Below are 17933 nucleotides of genomic sequence, written 5' to 3'. Positions count from 1 at the left end.
ATGTACGGAGGATTTTGGTATCATATCAGGCATGCCTTTGACCATAAAGATAATGGTCTGTATAAGATTATTGCGATAAATTTATTGGCTTTTTTGGTGCTAATGGTGTTGAGGGTTTTTCTGACCATTGGAGGTGCGGAGGAAGTCTATCGGTCCATTGTATCCTTTTTCATGATGCCGGCCTCGATCACCAGGTTTTTGATGCAGCCATGGACCCTGATCAGTTACATGTTTTTACATGAAGGTTTTTTACATATCATATTTAACCTGCTTTTTTTATACTGGTTTGGTTTATTGGTTCAGGAGTATTTGGGTAGCCGCAAGTTGGTAAACCTTTATTTTCTGGGAGGAATTGCCGGTGGTTTATTGTATATGGTGTTGTACAATATTGCCCCCTATTTTAGTGATAAGGTTGATGCCGCATTGATGCTGGGGGCAAGTGCGGGGGTGTATGCGATCGTAGTCGCTGCGGCCACACTAAGGCCCGATACACAGTTTCACCTCCTCCTTATCGGCCCGGTAAAAATAAAATACATTGCCATATTTTACGTGTTGATTGCTTTTGCCAATTCGGCAGGCTCCAATGCCGGTGGGGAGTTGGCCCATTTGGGTGGTGCCGCACTGGGGTATTTTTATATCCTTCAGCTTAATAAAGGCATAGACATGGGCAGGCCCATTCAGGCAATTGGCCAGTTTTTTGAAAAATTATTTACTTCCAAGCCTAAAGTGAAAGTGACTTACAGGAGAGGTCCGGATTCAGGGAAAAGTGCTTCAACCAAAAGCAGACCAAACAAAACGTCTGGCGGAAGTAGTAGCACCCAGGAAGAAATTGACAGGATACTGGATAAAATTGCTGAAAAAGGCTATGATAACCTGAGTAAAGAAGAGAAACGCAAACTCTTTGATTTTAGCAATAAGGATGTATGAGTCAAATTAATGGTCTGATTTGTCATACCCCAATATTTTTTTGTATGATTTCAACCCTTCTTTTGTAAGAAAAGGTAAGACCATTGAAAAAACCAATTTGCTATAATACTGGAAATGGAAAATTTCCTTGCCGAAAATGATCTGGTTATGGGTGGGCCAGTAGTCAGATAACATGGTCATTTGATTGGCCAGGTTTTCGTAGCTTCCAGTGAAGTTTTCCTCAACAAAAATATTTTCCTGATGCAGTAAAGTAAACAGGTGAATCAATTGGGCCTTCCGCAATGAAATCAACTCAAAGTAACGGTCCTTGACGGGCTCATGGTTGTTGATTATGGCACCTAAGTCCATGAAGAAAAAACGGTATTTGACCTGGATGCGATAGGAACTGATGGTGCTTGCATACAGTAATTCCAGGGAGGTGCTGTTTTTATCAATTTCAGCTGTGGCAGCATCCGATTCAGAACACAGGCTGTAAAAAATCTTTGTGATCAGGTCCTCAAAATCAGTGAATTCTCTTTTAAAATCAGATGGCCTGATCTGTAGCTGCTCCATTAACAACTCCATATCTGTACGGTGGTACCCATGCTCATTAAAAACGGTAAGTGATTTGTCTATAAGGGTCTGAAAATCCATTGTTGTTATTGAATATGTATTTCAAATTTAAAAAAAAGGAATTCATATACGAAATAACTTGCATTATTTCTTACACCTCATTTTTATTGGCCAATTGACCGCAGGCTGCATCAATGTCCTGACCACGGGATTTTCTGACCTTGGCCACAATTCCAGCTGCGTTCAGGATTTGGAGGTATAAAGCTACTTTGTCAGCTGAGGCTTGCCTGAATTCCCCCTCGTCAATAGGATTGTATTGGATAATGTTGACTTTTGAAGGTACATGCTTGCAGAATTTTACCAATGCCCTGGCATGGGCCTCGTCATCATTAATACCATCCCAAATCACATATTCGTAAGTGACTTTTCTTTTGGTTTTGGCATACCAATACTTTAAAGCATCCGCCAGGTCCTCCACAGTGTTGGACTCATTGATAGGCATTAGCCGACTCCTGGTTTCATTTATAGCAGAATGCAATGAAAGTGCCAAATTGAATTTAACCTCCTCATCCGCCAGTTTACGGATCATTTTTGCTATTCCCACTGTAGACAATGTGATACGTTTTGGGGATATTCCCAAACCCTCCGGGGAGCAGATTTTTTCTATGGCTGCCAACACGTTTTGGTAATTGAGCAAAGGTTCTCCCATACCCATGAATACGATGTTGGTCAGGGGGCGTTCATAGTAGATCCTGGCCTCTTGCTGAATGGCCACCACCTGATCATAAATCTCATCCGGATTCAGATTCCTCATTCTTTTCAACCTGGCAGTAGCGCAAAAATTACAGTCCAGACTGCAGCCTACCTGAGAAGATACACAAGCTGTAATGCGCTTTGTCGTGGGGATAAGGACAGACTCCACAATTTTGTTGTCAAATAGTTTGACTGCATTTTTGATGGTGCCATCACTGCTGCGTTGAAAATGGTCTACATGGATATGATTGATGCTGAAATTTTCTTTTAATATTTCCCGGGTGGTTTTGGAAATATTGGTCATGTCATCAAAATTTTTGAGTGACTTGTTCCATAACCATTCATACACCTGCCGGGCCCTGAATTTCTTTTCTCCTATGGATACAAAATAATGCTCCAATGCAGCCAAATCCAGTTTTCTGATGTCTTGTTTATTTTTTTCTTGCATGAATTTCGTTTTTTCCGGGCCACTCAAAACAACAACGACCTATCAATTGGTTCAAATCTCTAAGCTGCCGTCAACCCTCTCACGTTTAATCAGCGTTTATGCCTGGGAAACCTGGCTCCTGTAGCCTCCAGCTGCTGCATCAGTTTGTGCTGCAACTCGGCTGCTTTTTCCGGAAATATCCCGCTGAGATCTTCATTTTCTCCCGGATCTTTTTCCAGGTCAAAAAGCTCACTGACTTTGTTTTCATAAAAGTGGATCAGCTTCCATTTGCCCTCCCTGATGGCGGAACCCGGCTTCCAGGCACTTCCATGGTAATGGGGATAATGCCAGATCAAACTTTTCCTGTCCAATTGACTCTCCCCCTCCAGAAGAGGTGTCAGATTCTTTCCATCATTGGCTTCATGGGGGATCCCGGCCAGACTAAGTAGCGTAGGAAACATGTCCATACTGATCACGGGGGTATCCGAAATGGCTCCCCCATTTTTAATGCCTGGTCCCTTGATTATCAGGGGCACCCTGATGCCGCCTTCATAGCACCAGCCTTTTCCCGCTCTCAAAGGTCCGTTGGCAGTAGGTGCCCCTTCGGTGAAAAGGGTGGAAAGTCCACCATTATCACTGGTCAATACCACCCAGGTATTTTCCTCCAATCCGGCCTCTTCCAGGGCCTGAAGGATTTTCCCTACATTGCTATCCAAGGCAGCCACCATGGAGGCGTAAGCAGCATTGTCCTGTACCAATTTTGTTTGCCCGCTTCCCTCTGCTTTGTAAGGAACCTGATCAGCTTCCAGCTGAAGTTTGTTTTTTTTCTCCTGGAAATATTCGTAGCGCTCCGGTGCTGCCTGAATAGGTGTATGCACGGAATAGAAGGAAAGATAAAGTAAAAAAGGATTGTCGCGGTTATCCTGGATCAACTCAATACTTTCCGCTGTTAACCTGTTGGTTAGGTATTCTCCTTCCGGACCGTCTTCAAGCCTTGGGTTGCCATAGGGAGAATAGTAACCATTGGCTTCTCCTTTTTTTAGCTGTGGCGCTCCTACGCTCCATCCCCCAATATTAATATCGAACCCCTGATGTTCAGGCCAGAACCGCTCTTCTTCTCCCAAATGCCACTTGCCAATAAAGAATGTCCGGTATCCCCCTTCTTTGAACTTTTCAGCCATGGTGGTTTCACTCAATGCCAGTTCATGATTTATAGCAGGTGTTTCCAAGGTCCAGTTGTCCATGTTCCGGCTGAAGCCTGGAATCCAATCGGTTATATTGACCCGGTTGGGATGTTTTCCGGTCATCAGTGCAGCTCTTGTCGGACTACATACCGGATGGGCAGCATATGCTTGTGTAAACCGCATGCCCGCAGCCGCCATGCGGTCCAGATTTGGCGTTTCGTAATAAGTTTCCGAATAGTTAGCCTGAATATCCGCCCAGCCCAGGTCATCCACTAAAATAAAAACAATATTCGGTTTTTTCTGAGCTTGGTCCCGACATGAAAAAAGAAACAGGCTTAGCAACAGAGGTAAAATCAATTTTTTCATCGAAGGCAATTTAAGCTTAAAGATAATTAAAACGCTTCATAATGCAGGTAATCCCTTTCCAATTTCTATTTGGAAGAAAAACCTTTATTTTTTCTGCCAAAAAGTCTGGAATAAGCTGCGTCACTGTTCGAAATCGGACATATTTACAGGTTTTGCCCGTAAATTGGATTTGGTTGCATATTTGATAAATTGAACCAAAGAGAATGTCAATACACAGCACTTAACCCATAACATCATGGATTTCAAACAATTTACCATTAAGTCTCAGGAGGCCATACAAAAAGCCCTCGAGCTTTGTACCGCAGGGCAGCAACAGCTTATTGAGCCAGCCCATTTGCTCAAGGGCATTATTCAGGAGGACAGCAATGTCACTGAATTTTTGTTTAAGAAATTGGGGGTCAATAGCAGCTTGCTTACACAAAAGCTGGATGAAATCATCCAGCAACTTCCGAAGGTAAGCGGCCAACAGCCCTATCTTTCCAACGCAACCAATCAGGTACTGCAAAAGGCAAAGGATTACCTGAAAGATTTCGGAGATGAGTTTGTTGCGGTGGAACACCTGGTGTTGGGGATTTTGGCCGGTTCTGATAAGGCAGCTCAGCTTTTAAGGGATCAGGGACTGGGTGAAAAAAAATTAATTGAAGCAATAAAGGAACTAAGAAAAGGAAATAAAGTGACAGATCAAAACGCAGAATCCAAATACAGGTCCCTGGAAAGGTATTCCAAAAACCTGAATGAATTGGCCAAAAAAGGTAAAATTGATCCTGTAATCGGTAGGGATGAAGAGATCAGGCGGGTTTTGCAAATCCTGGCAAGGAGGACCAAAAACAACCCCATTTTACTGGGCGAACCTGGGGTGGGCAAAACGGCAATAGTGGAAGGCCTGGCCCAAAGAATCGTCAGTGGGGATGTGCCGGAAAACCTCAAAAGCAAAATCCTTATTTCCCTGGATATGGGCTTGCTGGTGGCGGGTGCCAAGTACAAAGGAGAGTTTGAGGAAAGGCTAAAGGCAGTGATCAAGGAGGTTACCGATTCGGAGGGAGAAATCATACTATTCATAGATGAGATCCATACGCTGATCGGTGCAGGTGGGGGTGGAGAAGGCGCCATGGATGCGGCTAACCTGCTGAAACCTGCCCTGGCCAGAGGAGAACTGCATGCCATAGGAGCTACTACCCTCAAGGAATACCAGAAGTATATAGAAAAGGACAAAGCACTGGAACGAAGGTTCCAGCAGGTGATCGTAGATGAACCTGATGCAGCTGATGCCATATCTATTCTGCGAGGTATCAAGGACAAATATGAATTGCATCATGGTGTGCGTGTAAAAGACGATGCTGTTATTGCTGCGGTAGAGTTGTCCCAACGGTATATTTCAGACCGCTACCTGCCGGACAAAGCCATTGACCTGATGGACGAAGCTGCTGCCAAGCTAAGAATGGAAATAGATTCATTGCCCCAGGAGCTGGATGAGCTCAACAGGCGGATCATGCAGTTGGAGATTGAGCGGGAGGCTATCCGCAGAGAAAAGAACAAGGACAAGGAAACTGTTCTCAGTAAGGAATTGGCTGAACTTACAGAAAAAAGGCAAGGTATAAAAGCCAAATGGGAAAGCGAGAAAGCGGTCATTCAGGGCATTCAGCGGGAGAAAGAAAACATAGATAAATTTAAACTTGAAGCCGAACAAGCAGAAAGGTCCGGTGATTTCGGTAAGGTGGCTGAAATACGCTATGGAAAGATTGTGGAGAGCGAGAAAAAATTGCACGCTTTCCAACAGCAGCTCAAGGAAATGCAGGAAGGCTCCCCATTGCTAAAGGAAGAGGTGGACAACGAGGATATTGCTGCGGTGGTCAGCAAATGGACCGGCATTCCCCTTGCCAAGATGATTCAGAGTGAGCGGGAAAAACTACTTTATCTGGAAGATGAATTGGGTAAACGAGTGGCTGGTCAGCGGGAGGCCATAGCGGCCATCTCAGATGCCGTGCGAAGAAGCAGGGCCGGATTGCAGGACCCCAAGCGGCCCATAGGTTCATTTATCTTTCTGGGAACTACGGGAGTAGGAAAGACCGAGCTGGCCAAGGCGCTGGCTGAATACCTCTTTAGTGATGAAAATGCCATGGTAAGGATAGACATGTCTGAGTACCAGGAGCGGCATGCAGTCAGTCGCCTGGTAGGCGCACCTCCCGGATATGTGGGTTATGATGAAGGTGGACAGCTGACCGAAGCTGTCCGGAGAAAACCCTATTCTGTAGTTTTGCTGGATGAAATTGAAAAGGCCCATCCGGATGTCTTCAATATCCTGCTCCAGGTATTGGATGATGGCAGGCTGACAGACAATAAGGGGAGGGTAGCCAACTTTAAAAATACCATTATCATCATGACAACCAATATTGGCTCTACTTTGATACAGGAACGATTTGATACCATGGATGAATGGAACAAGGAGCAAGTAATGGAAAGCACCAAGGAAGAGGTTTTTGCCCTCTTGAAGAAATCTGTTCGTCCTGAATTTCTGAACCGCATAGACGAGACCATTATGTTTGAGCCGCTAAACAAGGATATATTACGAAAAATTGTAGATATCCAGTGGAGAGAGATACAGCAGCGTTTGGCAGAATCGAACATTGAAATTGATGCCACCCGGGAGGTGCTGGACCATTTGGGTGAAGTAGGTTTTGATCCACAATTTGGGGCCAGACCGCTGAAAAGGACCATGCAACGCCTGGTATTGAACGAATTGTCCAAGCAGATACTCAGTGGGTATATCAAGAGCGATAGTGCTGTTTTGGTGGATTTGGATGCTGACGGGCAGGTTTACTTTAAAAATGTAGACGCTGTTTCAGTGGAATAAATTTGGTTTGTTGGTTAGAAGTGAAAGCAGTTGGCCGGAATCCCGGTTGACTGCTTTTTTTATGGCTGTTTCTTTTATGAATTTGAAACAGGGATGACGAGGCTGGCTTCAATAAATAAGCTATTTTTGATTTTGGCATTTGGTAGTATTAAAATATAAACCGTAAGCGATGGATTATCAGGAATTGATTTCAGAGGTATATGAGGAGGTAAATGCCCTGGGCCTTTCCGGCAAAGTGGCGGATTACATCCCGGAGTTGGCGAAAGTTCCTGGCGATCGTTTTGGAATGGCTTTGGTGGATTTGAAGGGAAATGTTTATGGAGCCGGAGATTATCAGGAGCCTTTTTCCATTCAAAGTATTTCCAAGGTATTTACCCTTACCATGGTGTTTCATGTGTTTCGCAGTAAACTCTGGTCCAGGGTTAATGTGGAACCCAGCGGCAATCCTTTCAATTCAATTGCCCAGTTGGAATATGAACAAGGTATACCCAGAAACCCCTTTTTGAATGCCGGAGCCCTGGTAATCACTGATGCCCTGACCAGCAAATTTGAAAACCCGATCCAATGTATCCGGGAATATATTGATGAATTGGCAGGGCAGCATTGCGTACGGATCAACGAGGAAGTGATGCAGTCCGAGCTCAGGCATGCGGAAAGGAATACAGCCATGGCCTACTTTTTAAAGGCATACAAGAACTTTGACAATGATATTCAGGAAGTGGTGAAAACCTATGTTTCCCATTGTTCCATAGAAATGTGCTGCGAGGAATTGGCCAAGTCCGTTTCTTTTCTGGCCAATGACGGTTATTCCATTTTTGCCAACCGGGAGGTGCTGAGCGAAAGCCATACCCGGCGAATCAACGCACTGATGCTCACCTGTGGTTTTTATGATGAATCAGGTGAATTTGCTTTTCGGGTAGGACTGCCTGGCAAAAGCGGTGTAGGTGGAGGTGTAATCGCCCTGATGCCCGGTAAGTTCAGCATTGCCGTATGGTCTCCTGAACTGAATGAAAAAGGAAATTCGGTTAAGGCCATCAAAGCCCTGGAAATACTGACCAATAAGCTGAAGTTTTCTCTGTTCTAAATCAGGTTGATGGTTCGCCACATGGCCTTTGAAGTAGCGGCCAATGCCTTGTCATTGTCCAAAGCGTTCAATTTCGCATTAAAAGGTTCTGCTCTTACCGGACCATCATAGCCGATATTTACCAGGGCCTGCATAAACCCCTTCAGGTCAATCAGGCCGCTGTCACCCGGAAGCTGTCGCTCACCGTCAATTTGTTCGGCCAGGCTCCTGCCGGCTGTGGCATCATTGAGGTCACAGGTAACGATCTGGTCATTGGATAATTTTTCCAGATCTGCAGGGGTTTCATTGGATGTGTACCAATGGAAACTATCGAGTTGAATGCCCACGTTGGGACGGTCAATATCGGCAATGAGTTCCAGCATCTCTTTCATCGTACCTACAAAGGGATATCGGGATCGGATTTTCAGGTTTTTGGTGCCTACATATTCAAACCCGAGTTTTAAGCCTTCCTCTCCGAGAATTTGAGCTGCTTTTCCCAGCCTTTCACTGTGTTGTTTAAAATTCTCCAGATAAGACAATTCATCATGCGTAGGCATGATCCAGGTACTAACCCTGCTCACCCCGCATTTTCTAAGGGTCGCGGCCGCTTTGGGCAGTTCCTTTAATCCCTGCTCAAATATGGCCTTGTCTTTCCTGAAGTCTACGGGCAGACCAGCAGCATCCCATGTCAATTGGTGGGCTTCCTTTTTGGCCAGAAACTCATTTAGCTTCCCGGGTGACATGTCCATCAGTTGCCCGGGAACCGGTAAAATGGCTTCAAAATTAAACTCCAGGGCTTTATCGATCATTTCTTCCTGATTGATGTCTACCCCAATGGCATAAGGATTCAGGCTTAGCCTGAACTTCCTTTGTCCGGGTATTTCTGAACCCATGGACCAGGCGGAGCCGGTGGCCATGGCCATGGACAGTAAACTGCTTTTTTGGATAAAATTTCTTCTTTTCATTGGGAGTCAGGTAAATGGTTTGAATAGGTTTGTTTATGGGGTTTTTTGCTAGGCCAGGATTTCCCGGATGATCTCCCCTTCCACGTCTGTAAGCCGAAAGGGTCTTCCCTGAAAATCAAAGGTAAATTTTTCGTGGTCAAAGCCCAGTAGGTGCAGGATGGTGGCGTGCACATCATGAACGGATACCTTTTCCTCCACCCCTGAAAAGCCAATTTCATCTGTCTGACCATGGGAAGCGCCTTTTTTGATGCCGCCGCCTGCCATCCACATGGTAAAAGCGTCTACATGGTGGTCCCTTCCCTTGAAACTTTGGGTTTTCCCTTCCCTATTTTCCTGCATGGGGGTCCTGCCAAATTCTCCACCCCAGACTACCAGGGTTTGATCCAGCAGCCCCCTTTGTTTGAGGTCGGTCAACAAAGCCGTTATGGGCCTGTCAATTTCCCTGCATTTTTCTTTCATGCCAATGTCAATGGCAGTGCTCTCACCTGTTCCGTGGGCATCCCAGCCCCAATCGTAAAGCTGAACAAAACGTACGCCCTTTTCTACCATTTTTCGGGCCAGCAAGCAGTTGTTGGCAAAGGATTCCTCACCGGGTTCAGTTCCGTACATTTGCTGTATGTATTCCGGTTCATCATTGATGTTCATCACCTGAGGGACTTCTATCTGCATGCGGTAAGCCATCTCATACTGATTGATCCTGGCAAGGATTTCAGGATCCGCATAGGTTTGGAAGTCTTCTTCATTTATTTTGTTGATGGCATCCAGCATTTTTCGCTTCAGGTTTCTACTCATCCCATCCGGATCTTCAATGTACAAGACCGGATCTCCCTTGGAACGGCACTGAACACCCTGATAAACTGAAGGTAAAAAACCACTTCCCCAAACACTTTTTCCCGCATCCGGGGTTTTTCCCCCGGAAGTAAGCACCACAAAGCCAGGCAGGTTTTGGTTTTCAGAACCCAATCCATAGGTGACCCATGAGCCAATACTTGGGCGGCCCAACCTCGGACTGCCTGTCTGCATAAAAAGCTGTGCAGGCCCGTGATTGAACTGATCGGTATGAACGGCTTTCAGGAAAGCCACCTCATCCACTACTTGTTTGAAATGAGGCATGTAATCAGAGACCCAATTGCCGGATTCCCCGGATTGTTCAAACTTTGCCTGGGGCCCCAGAAGTTTCGGCCTTCCCCGGATAAAAGCAAATTTCCTGCCCTCCAGCAAGGATTCGGGACATTCCTGGTTATGTAGCTTCAGGAGCTCCGGCTTGTAGTCAAACATTTCCAGCTGGGAGGGGGCTCCAGCCATATGCAGGTAAATTACGGACTGAATTTGTGGCGAAAGTGGAGGGGCCATGGGAGCCAGTGGATTCAAATCCCTTTCCGAAAGTTGCATTCCTCCTCCGCTTTTTTTCTTTGGTCCCTCGCATCCCAGAAACATGGAGCCTAGCGCCAGACCACCCATGCCGCTGACACAGCTTTTGACAAAATGACGTCGGGTGCTGGCTTGTAATTCACGTTCCAGCCTTTCGGCAATCAATTTTTTCAGTTTATCCATATCAGGATTTGTTTAAATATTCGTCCAGATTCATCAGCGCATTGGCTACTACTGCCAGGGCGGCAAGTTCAGGTGTTTTGCTTTCCTCCTCCGCAAATTGCAGCCATTCTGCCATGGCTTCGGGCTCTTTAATGAAGTCATTCAAGGCATATTGGTACAGCTGTTCCAGTTGTTGCTGTTTATTTGGGCTGATGGGATGCAGCAGTAGCTTTTTATAAGCCCAGGCAATGGGTTTATCTTCCGGGATTTTTTGCATTTGTACTGCCAGGTGAAAAGCTGCTTCCTGATAAACCGGATCATTCATGGTCACCAAAGCCTGCAAGGGGGTATTGGTAAGGGTTCGGTCAATGGTGCATACTTCCCTACTGCCGGCATCAAAGGTGATGAAGGAAGGGTAGGGGCTGGTCCTTTTCAGGTAAGTATATACTGATCTGCGGTAGCGATCCTCGCCCTCACTGGTGTTCCAGGACTCTCCATTATAAACGGTTTGCCATACATTTTCCGGTTGTGGCGGCATGACACTTTTGCCATACATTTTGCTGCTCAGCAGACCGGACACTGCCAATGCCTGGTCCCGGATTTGTTCGGCACTTAACCTGAATCTGGGCCCTCTGGCGTACCATTTATTATCCGGGTCTTTCTCATACAATTCGGCAGAGGAAAGGGAAGATTGCCGGTAGGTGCCTGAAAGTACCATGTCCTTGATCAGGGGTTTGATCTGCCAGTCATGCTCATGCATAAACCGCATGGCCAGCCAGTCCAGCAATTCCCTGTGACTTGGGGGTTCGGATTGTGTGCCCATATCCTCAAGGGTGGCGACCAGGCCTCTGCCAAATAATTGGGCCCAGATTCTATTGGCCATGGTTCTGGCAGTTAGCGGGTTTTCCTTACTGGTCAGCCAGTAAGCTAATCCCAGTCTGTTTCGGGGCCAGTCGGGGTTCCAGGCATTCAGGACCTCCGGAACATCCGGAGTTACCTCTTCACCCTTCATGAGCCAGTTGCCCCTTTCAAAAATCCGGGTTTCCCTTTTCATGTAATCGGGATTTTCAATCATGATGGGGAGCGTCGGGGTGTTTGTGTTGAGCAGCGCTAAAAAGCTTTTTTCTGTTTCTGTGAATCCCGGTTGGTTTTTACCCGGCAGATCCGGGAAAAAGGCTATCCAGTTAATGGCCGAGGTAGTTTGCTGGGGACCAAGGGTTTTATTTTCCATATGGAAATACAGGTCTACCTCCCCCTGAATGTCTTTTATAGGAAAGCGACGAATTTCCCTGCCATCCGTTTTTCCGAGACGAAACTGGCTCAGAACCTCTCCTTCCGGCCCTCCTTTTCGGATGGTCAGTAAGTTTCCTTCATTTCCTGTCCAGTAGTTCAGGTAGATATAGGCCGATCCACCGGTGTTCATTCCCCGAAAATAGCAGGAGCCATCATCCCAGAGCCCTAGCCATTTGGTATCGATCAATTCCCCGTTTTCAAAGTCTTCGGCAAGGTGTGCATGGTATTTTGGCTCCTGAAATAACAGGATATTTTCCATTTTTTCCTGCAAGTCCTTATTTCCATGTTCCCCGACCCAGGATTTAATATTGGCTACCTGAATGCTGTCTTCCCCCTGATAAAATTTCAATTTCGGTTCCTCTCCATGGGTGTCCTCGTCCCGGCTGTTATTGAAAAAAGCCATGGACTGGTAATAATCCTCAAATTTAAAGGGATCATAAGGATGGCTATGGCATTGCACGCAAGCCATGGTAGTGCTCTGCCAAACCTCAAAGGTGGTATTGGTGCGGTCTATTACTGCCGCAACCCTAAACTCTTCGTCCTCAGTACCCCCTTCATCATTGTTCATGGTATTGCGGTGGAAGGCAGTTGCGGTAAGCTGGTCTAAACTGGGATCAGGCAAAAGGTCTCCCGCCAATTGCTCAATGGTGAATTGGTCAAAGGGCATGTCCTGGTTCAATGCTTTGATCACCCAATCGCGGAAGGCCCACATTTCCCTGCCTACATCCCGCTCATAGCCTTTGGTATCTGCATAACGGGCCAGATCCAGCCACCAGGAAGCCCATTTTTCTCCAAAACCGCGATGAGCTAAAAGTTCATCCACCAATGTTTCATAGGTAATGGATCCTGATTCCCATTTTTCAACCAATTCTTCGTCTGGAGGAAGTCCTGTCAAATCCAGGCTAAGCCTTCTGAGGATTGTCATGGGATCGGCTTCAGGTGAGGGCAGGAGTTCCTTGTTTTTTAGTGCTGCTGCTATGAAATGGTCAATGTCATTCCGGAAAAAATCACCACTGGATTCAGAAGAAAAACCCGCCTGAAGGATGGTCTCCGGTACATCTGGTTTTTGGGGAGGCTCATAAGCCCAGTGCTTGCCCCAAGATGCCCCTTGATTGACCCAGTCTGTAAGGATTTTGATTTCCTCCTGACTAAGGGGAGGCTTGTCATAGGGCATGCGCAATTCAGGGTCTTCATGTTTTAGCCGGCTGATGAATTCACTGCTTCCCGCATCTCCCGGAACGATGGCAGGATGTCCGGACTCTGTGGCAGCCAGGGCTTCTTCTTCAAAAAGCAGGCTGAATCCCGCATTCTTCTTTACTCCTCCATGACAGGAAATGCAGTGCTGGTTCAGGATGGGCTTTACCTGCGTACTGAAGTCAATCTCCTTTTCTCTGGATAAGGCAAAGAAAATGGTTCCCGCCAGCAGCAAACTGGCCAATCCAATAAAAAGACCTGATTTTTTCATGGGTGAAACGTCTGCAAGTAATAATGGCAAATTAGCCAGAAAAGCCTGGAATCACAAGGTATTGCGAGAGGTGGACGGAGATTTACATTTTTTTTGGAGGGATGAACCTCCAACTGGCCTAAAACTTACCCAACAATCAATATAATAGTTGGAAAATGGCAAATTCAGATTGTTCTAAGTTTGGAAAATTACTTATATTAAGTCAAAAATACAGTCTGATTTGATCTATTATAAAATTCCCTTATTTGCTTTTTGCCCTGCATTAAAATCTCTTGACCATTATGATAAAGCAACAGTAAATCAGGTTACCCTCACTATTTGATTTTTAAGCCAGTTGGGTAAATTTTTTCGTTGAATACCGATCCTATTTTACTCAAAAGTTTAGAAGATAAGTAAGGTTTTTAGTCTGCCTTCAACCTCCACCTAAAGACATTTAACTGAAGTATCCTCACCTCAGGTAGGAGCAGGTTTATAGGGTGGTTTTGTAGTCCGGGATGAAATTGTGGAACGCTCCATTTATTGCAAAATTGGTTTTCCAGTCGGCGATGATCTGGTCAAAAACGCTTATTGTCGATGCTTCTTTTCTATTCTTTTTAATATTTCCAACTGCGCTGCCTGACTATCCATTAATGATTGTATTTGTTCTTCAATGATAAGGTCAATTTTTTGATTTAATGCGTTAATTTCCAATTCTGCCTTCAAATTAATAAGATAATCGTTTTCGCTCCGTTTTCTGTCTTTTTCTTCCTGCCGGTTTTGGCTCATCATGATTACAGGAGCTTGTAAGGCGGCAATACAGGAAAGAATAAGGTTCATCAATATGAAGGGATAAGGGTCAAAAATTTCCTGTGCCGGAGACAAGCTGTTAAAAAGAATCCAGGCCGCCAATAGTGTAAAGAACAGGATGATGAACGACCAGCTTCCTCCAAATTTTGCCACATGATCAGAGATACTCTCTCCTCTAGTTAGCATTTCCTTTGGAGGATTCAACAAGTTCGTAGTAATCAGGTTTTCATCTTCGATGGCTTTTTTTACGATGTCCTGAAGCTTCTTGATTTGAGCTGTTTTAGCTGTGAGTAGTTTGTCTATTTCTTTGTCCATCTCCTGAATATAAGGAGAATCTACCGGCTTTTGGCTTACTGCAGGTTGATTTCTTCAAATCAAATCCCCAAGGTCAGTTGGTCTTTGACCCTGTGGTATCGTAAAGCCGCTTTGATGCATTCCTTTAGTTCCGGGACCGGGATTTGCTGGTTTATTGCAAATATAATGGCCCGATTTCCCTCGTAGTGAAAGGTACGGTCAAATACCATTCTAAAGGTATCCACCAGGCGACTCGAGCATTGGAAATACAAGGCATACTGCTCTGGTGTTTTGGTTTTCCAATCCATTCGGATGGTGCTGCCATTTTTTGTCAGGAAACTAGGTTCGCCCCATTTTAACGTTTCCACCAGTTCGTCAACCCCCTCAGTTTCTTCGGCAGTTTCGATAACCAATTCCCGTAAACGAGCCATTTTTTCTCGAACGGGGTCAGGATAACGCTCAAATATCTCCTTGACGGTTGGGTTAGTTTTTCGTGTTAATAGTTTCATGGTCTATTTTTATTCAGCATGTCCCGGCCTGATTACCACCTTTCCCCGATGCTTTCCTTCTCCGAAGTATTGGATGAGTCTCGGGGTATTCTCAAGTAAATAAGGCCCGTCAATGAGGACCTGAATTTTCTTCTGGTGATAAAGTTCCAGGAAATCCTCTAAATCCTTATTGGGTTTTAGACTTACTATTTGAAGCTTTTTTGAGGAGAATAGGGATAGTAGTTTGCCAAAAAAGAGCATTTGAATCAATCCGCCCGGTTTGCCACCAATAGTAACGTATTTTCCGTTCGGGGATAAAGCCCGTAAATAGGACCAGGGATATTGGTTGGTTTTGCAATCCAGGACCAAATCGTAGGTTTCGCCACTTTTTGTGAAATTGGTTTTCTTGTAATCAACGACATAATCATAGCCGATTGCCTTCATTTGCTCTAGCTTATCTCCTGAATCAACTCCGGTTACCACGCAACCTTCCAGCTTGGCCAGCTGCACGGCAAAGGTTCCTACACCACCACCGCCGCCGTTGATTAGGATTTTCTGCCCTTTTTTGATATTTCCCAGGTCATGCAGCGCTTGGATGGCAAGGCAGAATGCATGAGGAACTGCTGTGGCCTCATCGAAACTCAGGGCAACTGGTTTTTTTTCCAATGCATTGGCATCAATGCAGACGTATTCGGCAAAAGTTCCGAAGCCGAACGCTGAAATATCCCCAAAAACAGCATCTCCAACGGTAAATTTGGTCACATCTGAACCGACCTCCTGCACAATTCCAGCTAATTCCATACCGGGGATTTGCGCCTTGGGCTTAAACAGACCAAAAAACAGTCGGTAGAGGTAGGGTTTGCCCCTTACCAGGCTCCAATCGTAATCATTTATTGCGGTAGCCACAATGCTAACCAATACCTCTCCTTTTCCTGGTATTGGGAAATCCACCTCTTTTATTTCAAGTACTTTTTCCGGTTTTCCGTATTTTATAAATCCTGCGGCTTTCATTTTCTAAGCGTCTTTTTCGTTTACACAAGTCTGTTGAAACCCGATTGTCTGAAGCATGAGAACTACAACCGCATTTATGCTCAAACTTGCATACCTACCGCATCGAAGGTCATTTTTCAGTCAATTTGGCCATCTCCCGCTGATCTATTGGAAATATAAGTCGAAAACGGTTAAATATTATAAAAGTAGGGTATTTTAAGACGATTACCAGTGCGCTAGCTCAAAAGTAGTAGGTTTAATGCACAGAACTTGAATTGATCAATTGCACACTATTGCCCTTGTAGGATGTGCGATCGTTCCTTTTTCAGATTTATGTACTTTTAATTCAATTTTGGTCATTATTTCAGGCAGAGCCTGTTCTTTTACGCCAGGCAAGGTGCCAGCCAAAAATTGTTTTGGATAGATTTTAATCAGCTCAATATCCAGCATTTGCTTGACAAGCAAATAGTACCGGGCAGTTTTCTCAGGCTTTTCCTGAGGGTAAATTGTTTCTCCGGGATCTTTTTTTAGATTGAACAAAAGGGAGTCATGTGCATCAACTTTTATATGCCATTAAACTAGCTTCTAAGAAATTAAAGACCCCAAACAACACCCTTAAATACGTGCTTAACTGCGTAAACGGAAACCGATCAATTATGAAGACCCTGTTTTCCTGTTCGATGGTGCTGTTTTGTTGCCAGGTAGAGATGCTTCGGGTTTACTAAAAAATTGGAATTGGACCACTGATACCCAGCGGCCTGTAAATTGAATAATTCTGAGTATAATTGCCCGTTTGCCATCAATTCTTCGTGTGTTCCAATCTCCAATACGCTTCCTCCCTTGAGGACCTTAATGCGGTCTGCAATCCTTACGGTACTAAAACGGTGTGAAATGATCACTGCTGTTTTACCATGTGTTAAGGATATAAAACGATTGAATGTTTCCGATTCGGCACGTGCATTTCCACTGGCGGATAAAAAATGATCATTTAAGGAGGAAAAAAAATCATAGTACTTTGGATTACGGCAACTATTATAAATATTTCATTCCCACTAATTCTTCTGCTACTTCCCAGAGCCGTTTTGCCAAATCTTCATCATTTGCTAATGCTGTGCCGGATACTTTACCCGGCTTTCCTTTGAACTCTTGAAATCCTGTTGGGCCAAAATAGTCACCCCCTGCTGCATCACCAATTGCCGCTACCAGGGTAGGTATCGCACCTTCTTTTGGCGCATGCGTCAGTAGTGGAGCCACTGTGTATTTCAAAATACCATAAACTAATTTGGGCATATGCCTGGCCAACTCGGTAGTGGCAATACCTGGATGTGCAGCCGTTGATATCGTTTGGTCATGCCCTGCTTTCTTTAGCCTTCTATGTAATTCAAAAGCAAATAGTAAGCATGCCAGCTTGGACTGACCATAGGCGGCTGATGCGGAATACTTTTTCTCGCTTTGCAGGTCGTCAAAATTGATCTTCCCATTTTTGTGAGCGATAGAGCTTAAGTTTACTATCCTGGAATTGGGTGTTTTTAAGATTGTATCCAATAGTAAACCAGTAAGAAGGAAATGCCCCAGGAAATTGGCCTCTAACTGTAATTCATAGCCATCTTTCGTCTTGGTATAAGGAGGCATCATGACGCCAGCATTGTTAATCAAAACATCCAAGCGGTCATATTTTGATTGATAGGCTTTGGCAAAATTCCGCACAGCATTCAGACTACTTAAATCAATTTGCATCACTTCTACATCTGCCTTAGGTACTACTTTTTTTATGGTCTCTCTAGCTGCGTTGCCTTTTTTCAGGCTCCGGCAGGCCATAATCACTTTCGCTCCTTTTTTAGCCAATGATAGGCTATTCTCATAACCCAAGCCTGTATTGGCTCCTGTTACGATAAAAATGCGCCCATTTTGTTCTGGTAACCTGAGTTCGATTATTAAATTCTACGAAATCCGACGATTTAGGGATGCCCATGTATAAATCTGATTAATTATGAAA

Annotated in this window: 14 protein-coding genes; 3 read left to right on the top strand and 11 right to left on the bottom strand. The window is 44.9% G+C overall.

Annotation, left to right across the window (positions count from 1 at the left end):
* Nucleotides 1–927 carry a rhomboid family protein gene (locus tag G9Q97_RS23720; protein WP_166151607.1) on the top strand — a complete coding sequence of 309 codons (927 nt, stop codon included), beginning with the start codon at nucleotides 1–3 and terminating at the stop codon, nucleotides 925–927.
* Nucleotides 928–933: 6 nt separating this feature from the next.
* On the opposite strand, the gene G9Q97_RS23715 is transcribed toward G9Q97_RS23720, so the two are convergent.
* From G9Q97_RS23715 to G9Q97_RS23705, 3 genes are all read right to left on the bottom strand, one after another.
* The gene (locus G9Q97_RS23715; RefSeq protein WP_166151606.1) at nucleotides 934–1560 is read right to left on the bottom strand and encodes a TetR/AcrR family transcriptional regulator; all 627 of its coding nucleotides are present in this window, start codon (nucleotides 1558–1560) and stop codon (nucleotides 934–936) included.
* A 70-nt stretch (nucleotides 1561–1630) separates the two neighbouring features.
* The gene (rlmN, locus tag G9Q97_RS23710) at nucleotides 1631–2680 is read right to left on the bottom strand and encodes a 23S rRNA (adenine(2503)-C(2))-methyltransferase RlmN (RefSeq protein ID WP_166151605.1); all 1050 of its coding nucleotides are present in this window, start codon (nucleotides 2678–2680) and stop codon (nucleotides 1631–1633) included.
* 89 nt (nucleotides 2681–2769) lie between these two features.
* Complete coding sequence (locus G9Q97_RS23705; RefSeq protein WP_166151603.1) at nucleotides 2770–4209, bottom strand: sulfatase; 1440 nt, start codon at nucleotides 4207–4209, stop codon at nucleotides 2770–2772.
* Nucleotides 4210–4444: 235 nt separating this feature from the next.
* Between G9Q97_RS23705 and clpB the strand changes: the two genes are divergently transcribed.
* Together clpB and G9Q97_RS23695 are read left to right on the top strand one after the other, a co-directional pair.
* Nucleotides 4445–7060, top strand: a complete 2616-nt coding sequence (clpB, locus tag G9Q97_RS23700) for an ATP-dependent chaperone ClpB (RefSeq protein ID WP_166151602.1) — start codon at nucleotides 4445–4447, stop codon at nucleotides 7058–7060.
* Nucleotides 7061–7229: 169 nt separating this feature from the next.
* Nucleotides 7230–8144: a glutaminase gene (locus G9Q97_RS23695; protein WP_166151601.1), complete on the top strand. Its 915-nt coding sequence runs from the start codon at nucleotides 7230–7232 to the stop codon at nucleotides 8142–8144.
* On the opposite strand, the gene G9Q97_RS23690 is transcribed toward G9Q97_RS23695, so the two are convergent.
* The 8 genes from G9Q97_RS23690 to G9Q97_RS23650 form a co-directional block, all read right to left on the bottom strand.
* Nucleotides 8141–9088: a sugar phosphate isomerase/epimerase family protein gene (locus G9Q97_RS23690; protein WP_246255848.1), complete on the bottom strand. Its 948-nt coding sequence runs from the start codon at nucleotides 9086–9088 to the stop codon at nucleotides 8141–8143. The two genes, G9Q97_RS23695 and G9Q97_RS23690, sit on opposite strands and share 4 nt — an antisense overlap.
* A 48-nt stretch (nucleotides 9089–9136) precedes the next feature.
* On the bottom strand, nucleotides 9137–10642 hold the full coding sequence (locus G9Q97_RS23685; protein WP_166151599.1) for a DUF1501 domain-containing protein: 1506 nt from the start codon (nucleotides 10640–10642) through the stop codon (nucleotides 9137–9139).
* Nucleotide 10643: 1 nt separating this feature from the next.
* The gene (locus tag G9Q97_RS23680; protein ID WP_166151598.1) at nucleotides 10644–13379 is read right to left on the bottom strand and encodes a PSD1 and planctomycete cytochrome C domain-containing protein; all 2736 of its coding nucleotides are present in this window, start codon (nucleotides 13377–13379) and stop codon (nucleotides 10644–10646) included.
* Nucleotides 13380–13943: 564 nt separating this feature from the next.
* Nucleotides 13944–14480: a DUF1003 domain-containing protein gene (locus G9Q97_RS23675; RefSeq protein WP_166151597.1), complete on the bottom strand. Its 537-nt coding sequence runs from the start codon at nucleotides 14478–14480 to the stop codon at nucleotides 13944–13946.
* Nucleotides 14481–14539: 59 nt separating this feature from the next.
* Nucleotides 14540–14968, bottom strand: coding sequence for a DUF1801 domain-containing protein (locus tag G9Q97_RS23670; protein ID WP_166151596.1), 429 nt, complete (start codon nucleotides 14966–14968; stop codon nucleotides 14540–14542).
* Between the two features lie 9 nt (nucleotides 14969–14977).
* A complete protein-coding gene (locus G9Q97_RS23665; protein ID WP_166151594.1) occupies nucleotides 14978–15958 on the bottom strand; it encodes an NAD(P)-dependent alcohol dehydrogenase in 981 nt (326 codons plus the stop codon).
* A gap of 258 nt (nucleotides 15959–16216) precedes the next feature.
* Nucleotides 16217–16402, bottom strand: a complete 186-nt coding sequence (locus tag G9Q97_RS23660) for a hypothetical protein (protein ID WP_166151593.1) — start codon at nucleotides 16400–16402, stop codon at nucleotides 16217–16219.
* A 567-nt stretch (nucleotides 16403–16969) separates the two neighbouring features.
* Nucleotides 16970–17869, bottom strand: coding sequence for an oxidoreductase (locus G9Q97_RS23650; RefSeq protein WP_317168812.1), 900 nt, complete (start codon nucleotides 17867–17869; stop codon nucleotides 16970–16972).
* Nucleotides 17870–17933: the final 64 nt, after the last annotated feature.

Origin of the sequence: Cyclobacterium plantarum (assembly GCF_011290685.1) — a bacterium.
In the GTDB taxonomy this organism is placed as follows: domain Bacteria; phylum Bacteroidota; class Bacteroidia; order Cytophagales; family Cyclobacteriaceae; genus Cyclobacterium; species Cyclobacterium plantarum.
The sequence above is the reverse complement of the archived record's forward strand: the minus strand, read 5'-3'. Positions and strand labels throughout refer to the sequence as shown.

Coding starts and splice junctions, on each gene's coding strand:
- G9Q97_RS23720 (WP_166151607.1), top strand. CDS start 1: ATGTACGGAGGATTTTGGTATCATATCAGGCATGCCTTTGACCATAAA.
- G9Q97_RS23715 (WP_166151606.1), bottom strand. CDS start 1,560: ATGGATTTTCAGACCCTTATAGACAAATCACTTACCGTTTTTAATGAG.
- rlmN (WP_166151605.1), bottom strand. CDS start 2,680: ATGCAAGAAAAAAATAAACAAGACATCAGAAAACTGGATTTGGCTGCA.
- G9Q97_RS23705 (WP_166151603.1), bottom strand. CDS start 4,209: ATGAAAAAATTGATTTTACCTCTGTTGCTAAGCCTGTTTCTTTTTTCA.
- clpB (WP_166151602.1), top strand. CDS start 4,445: ATGGATTTCAAACAATTTACCATTAAGTCTCAGGAGGCCATACAAAAA.
- G9Q97_RS23695 (WP_166151601.1), top strand. CDS start 7,230: ATGGATTATCAGGAATTGATTTCAGAGGTATATGAGGAGGTAAATGCC.
- G9Q97_RS23690 (WP_246255848.1), bottom strand. CDS start 9,088: ATGAAAAGAAGAAATTTTATCCAAAAAAGCAGTTTACTGTCCATGGCC.
- G9Q97_RS23685 (WP_166151599.1), bottom strand. CDS start 10,642: ATGGATAAACTGAAAAAATTGATTGCCGAAAGGCTGGAACGTGAATTA.
- G9Q97_RS23680 (WP_166151598.1), bottom strand. CDS start 13,379: ATGAAAAAATCAGGTCTTTTTATTGGATTGGCCAGTTTGCTGCTGGCG.
- G9Q97_RS23675 (WP_166151597.1), bottom strand. CDS start 14,480: ATGGACAAAGAAATAGACAAACTACTCACAGCTAAAACAGCTCAAATC.
- G9Q97_RS23670 (WP_166151596.1), bottom strand. CDS start 14,968: ATGAAACTATTAACACGAAAAACTAACCCAACCGTCAAGGAGATATTT.
- G9Q97_RS23665 (WP_166151594.1), bottom strand. CDS start 15,958: ATGAAAGCCGCAGGATTTATAAAATACGGAAAACCGGAAAAAGTACTT.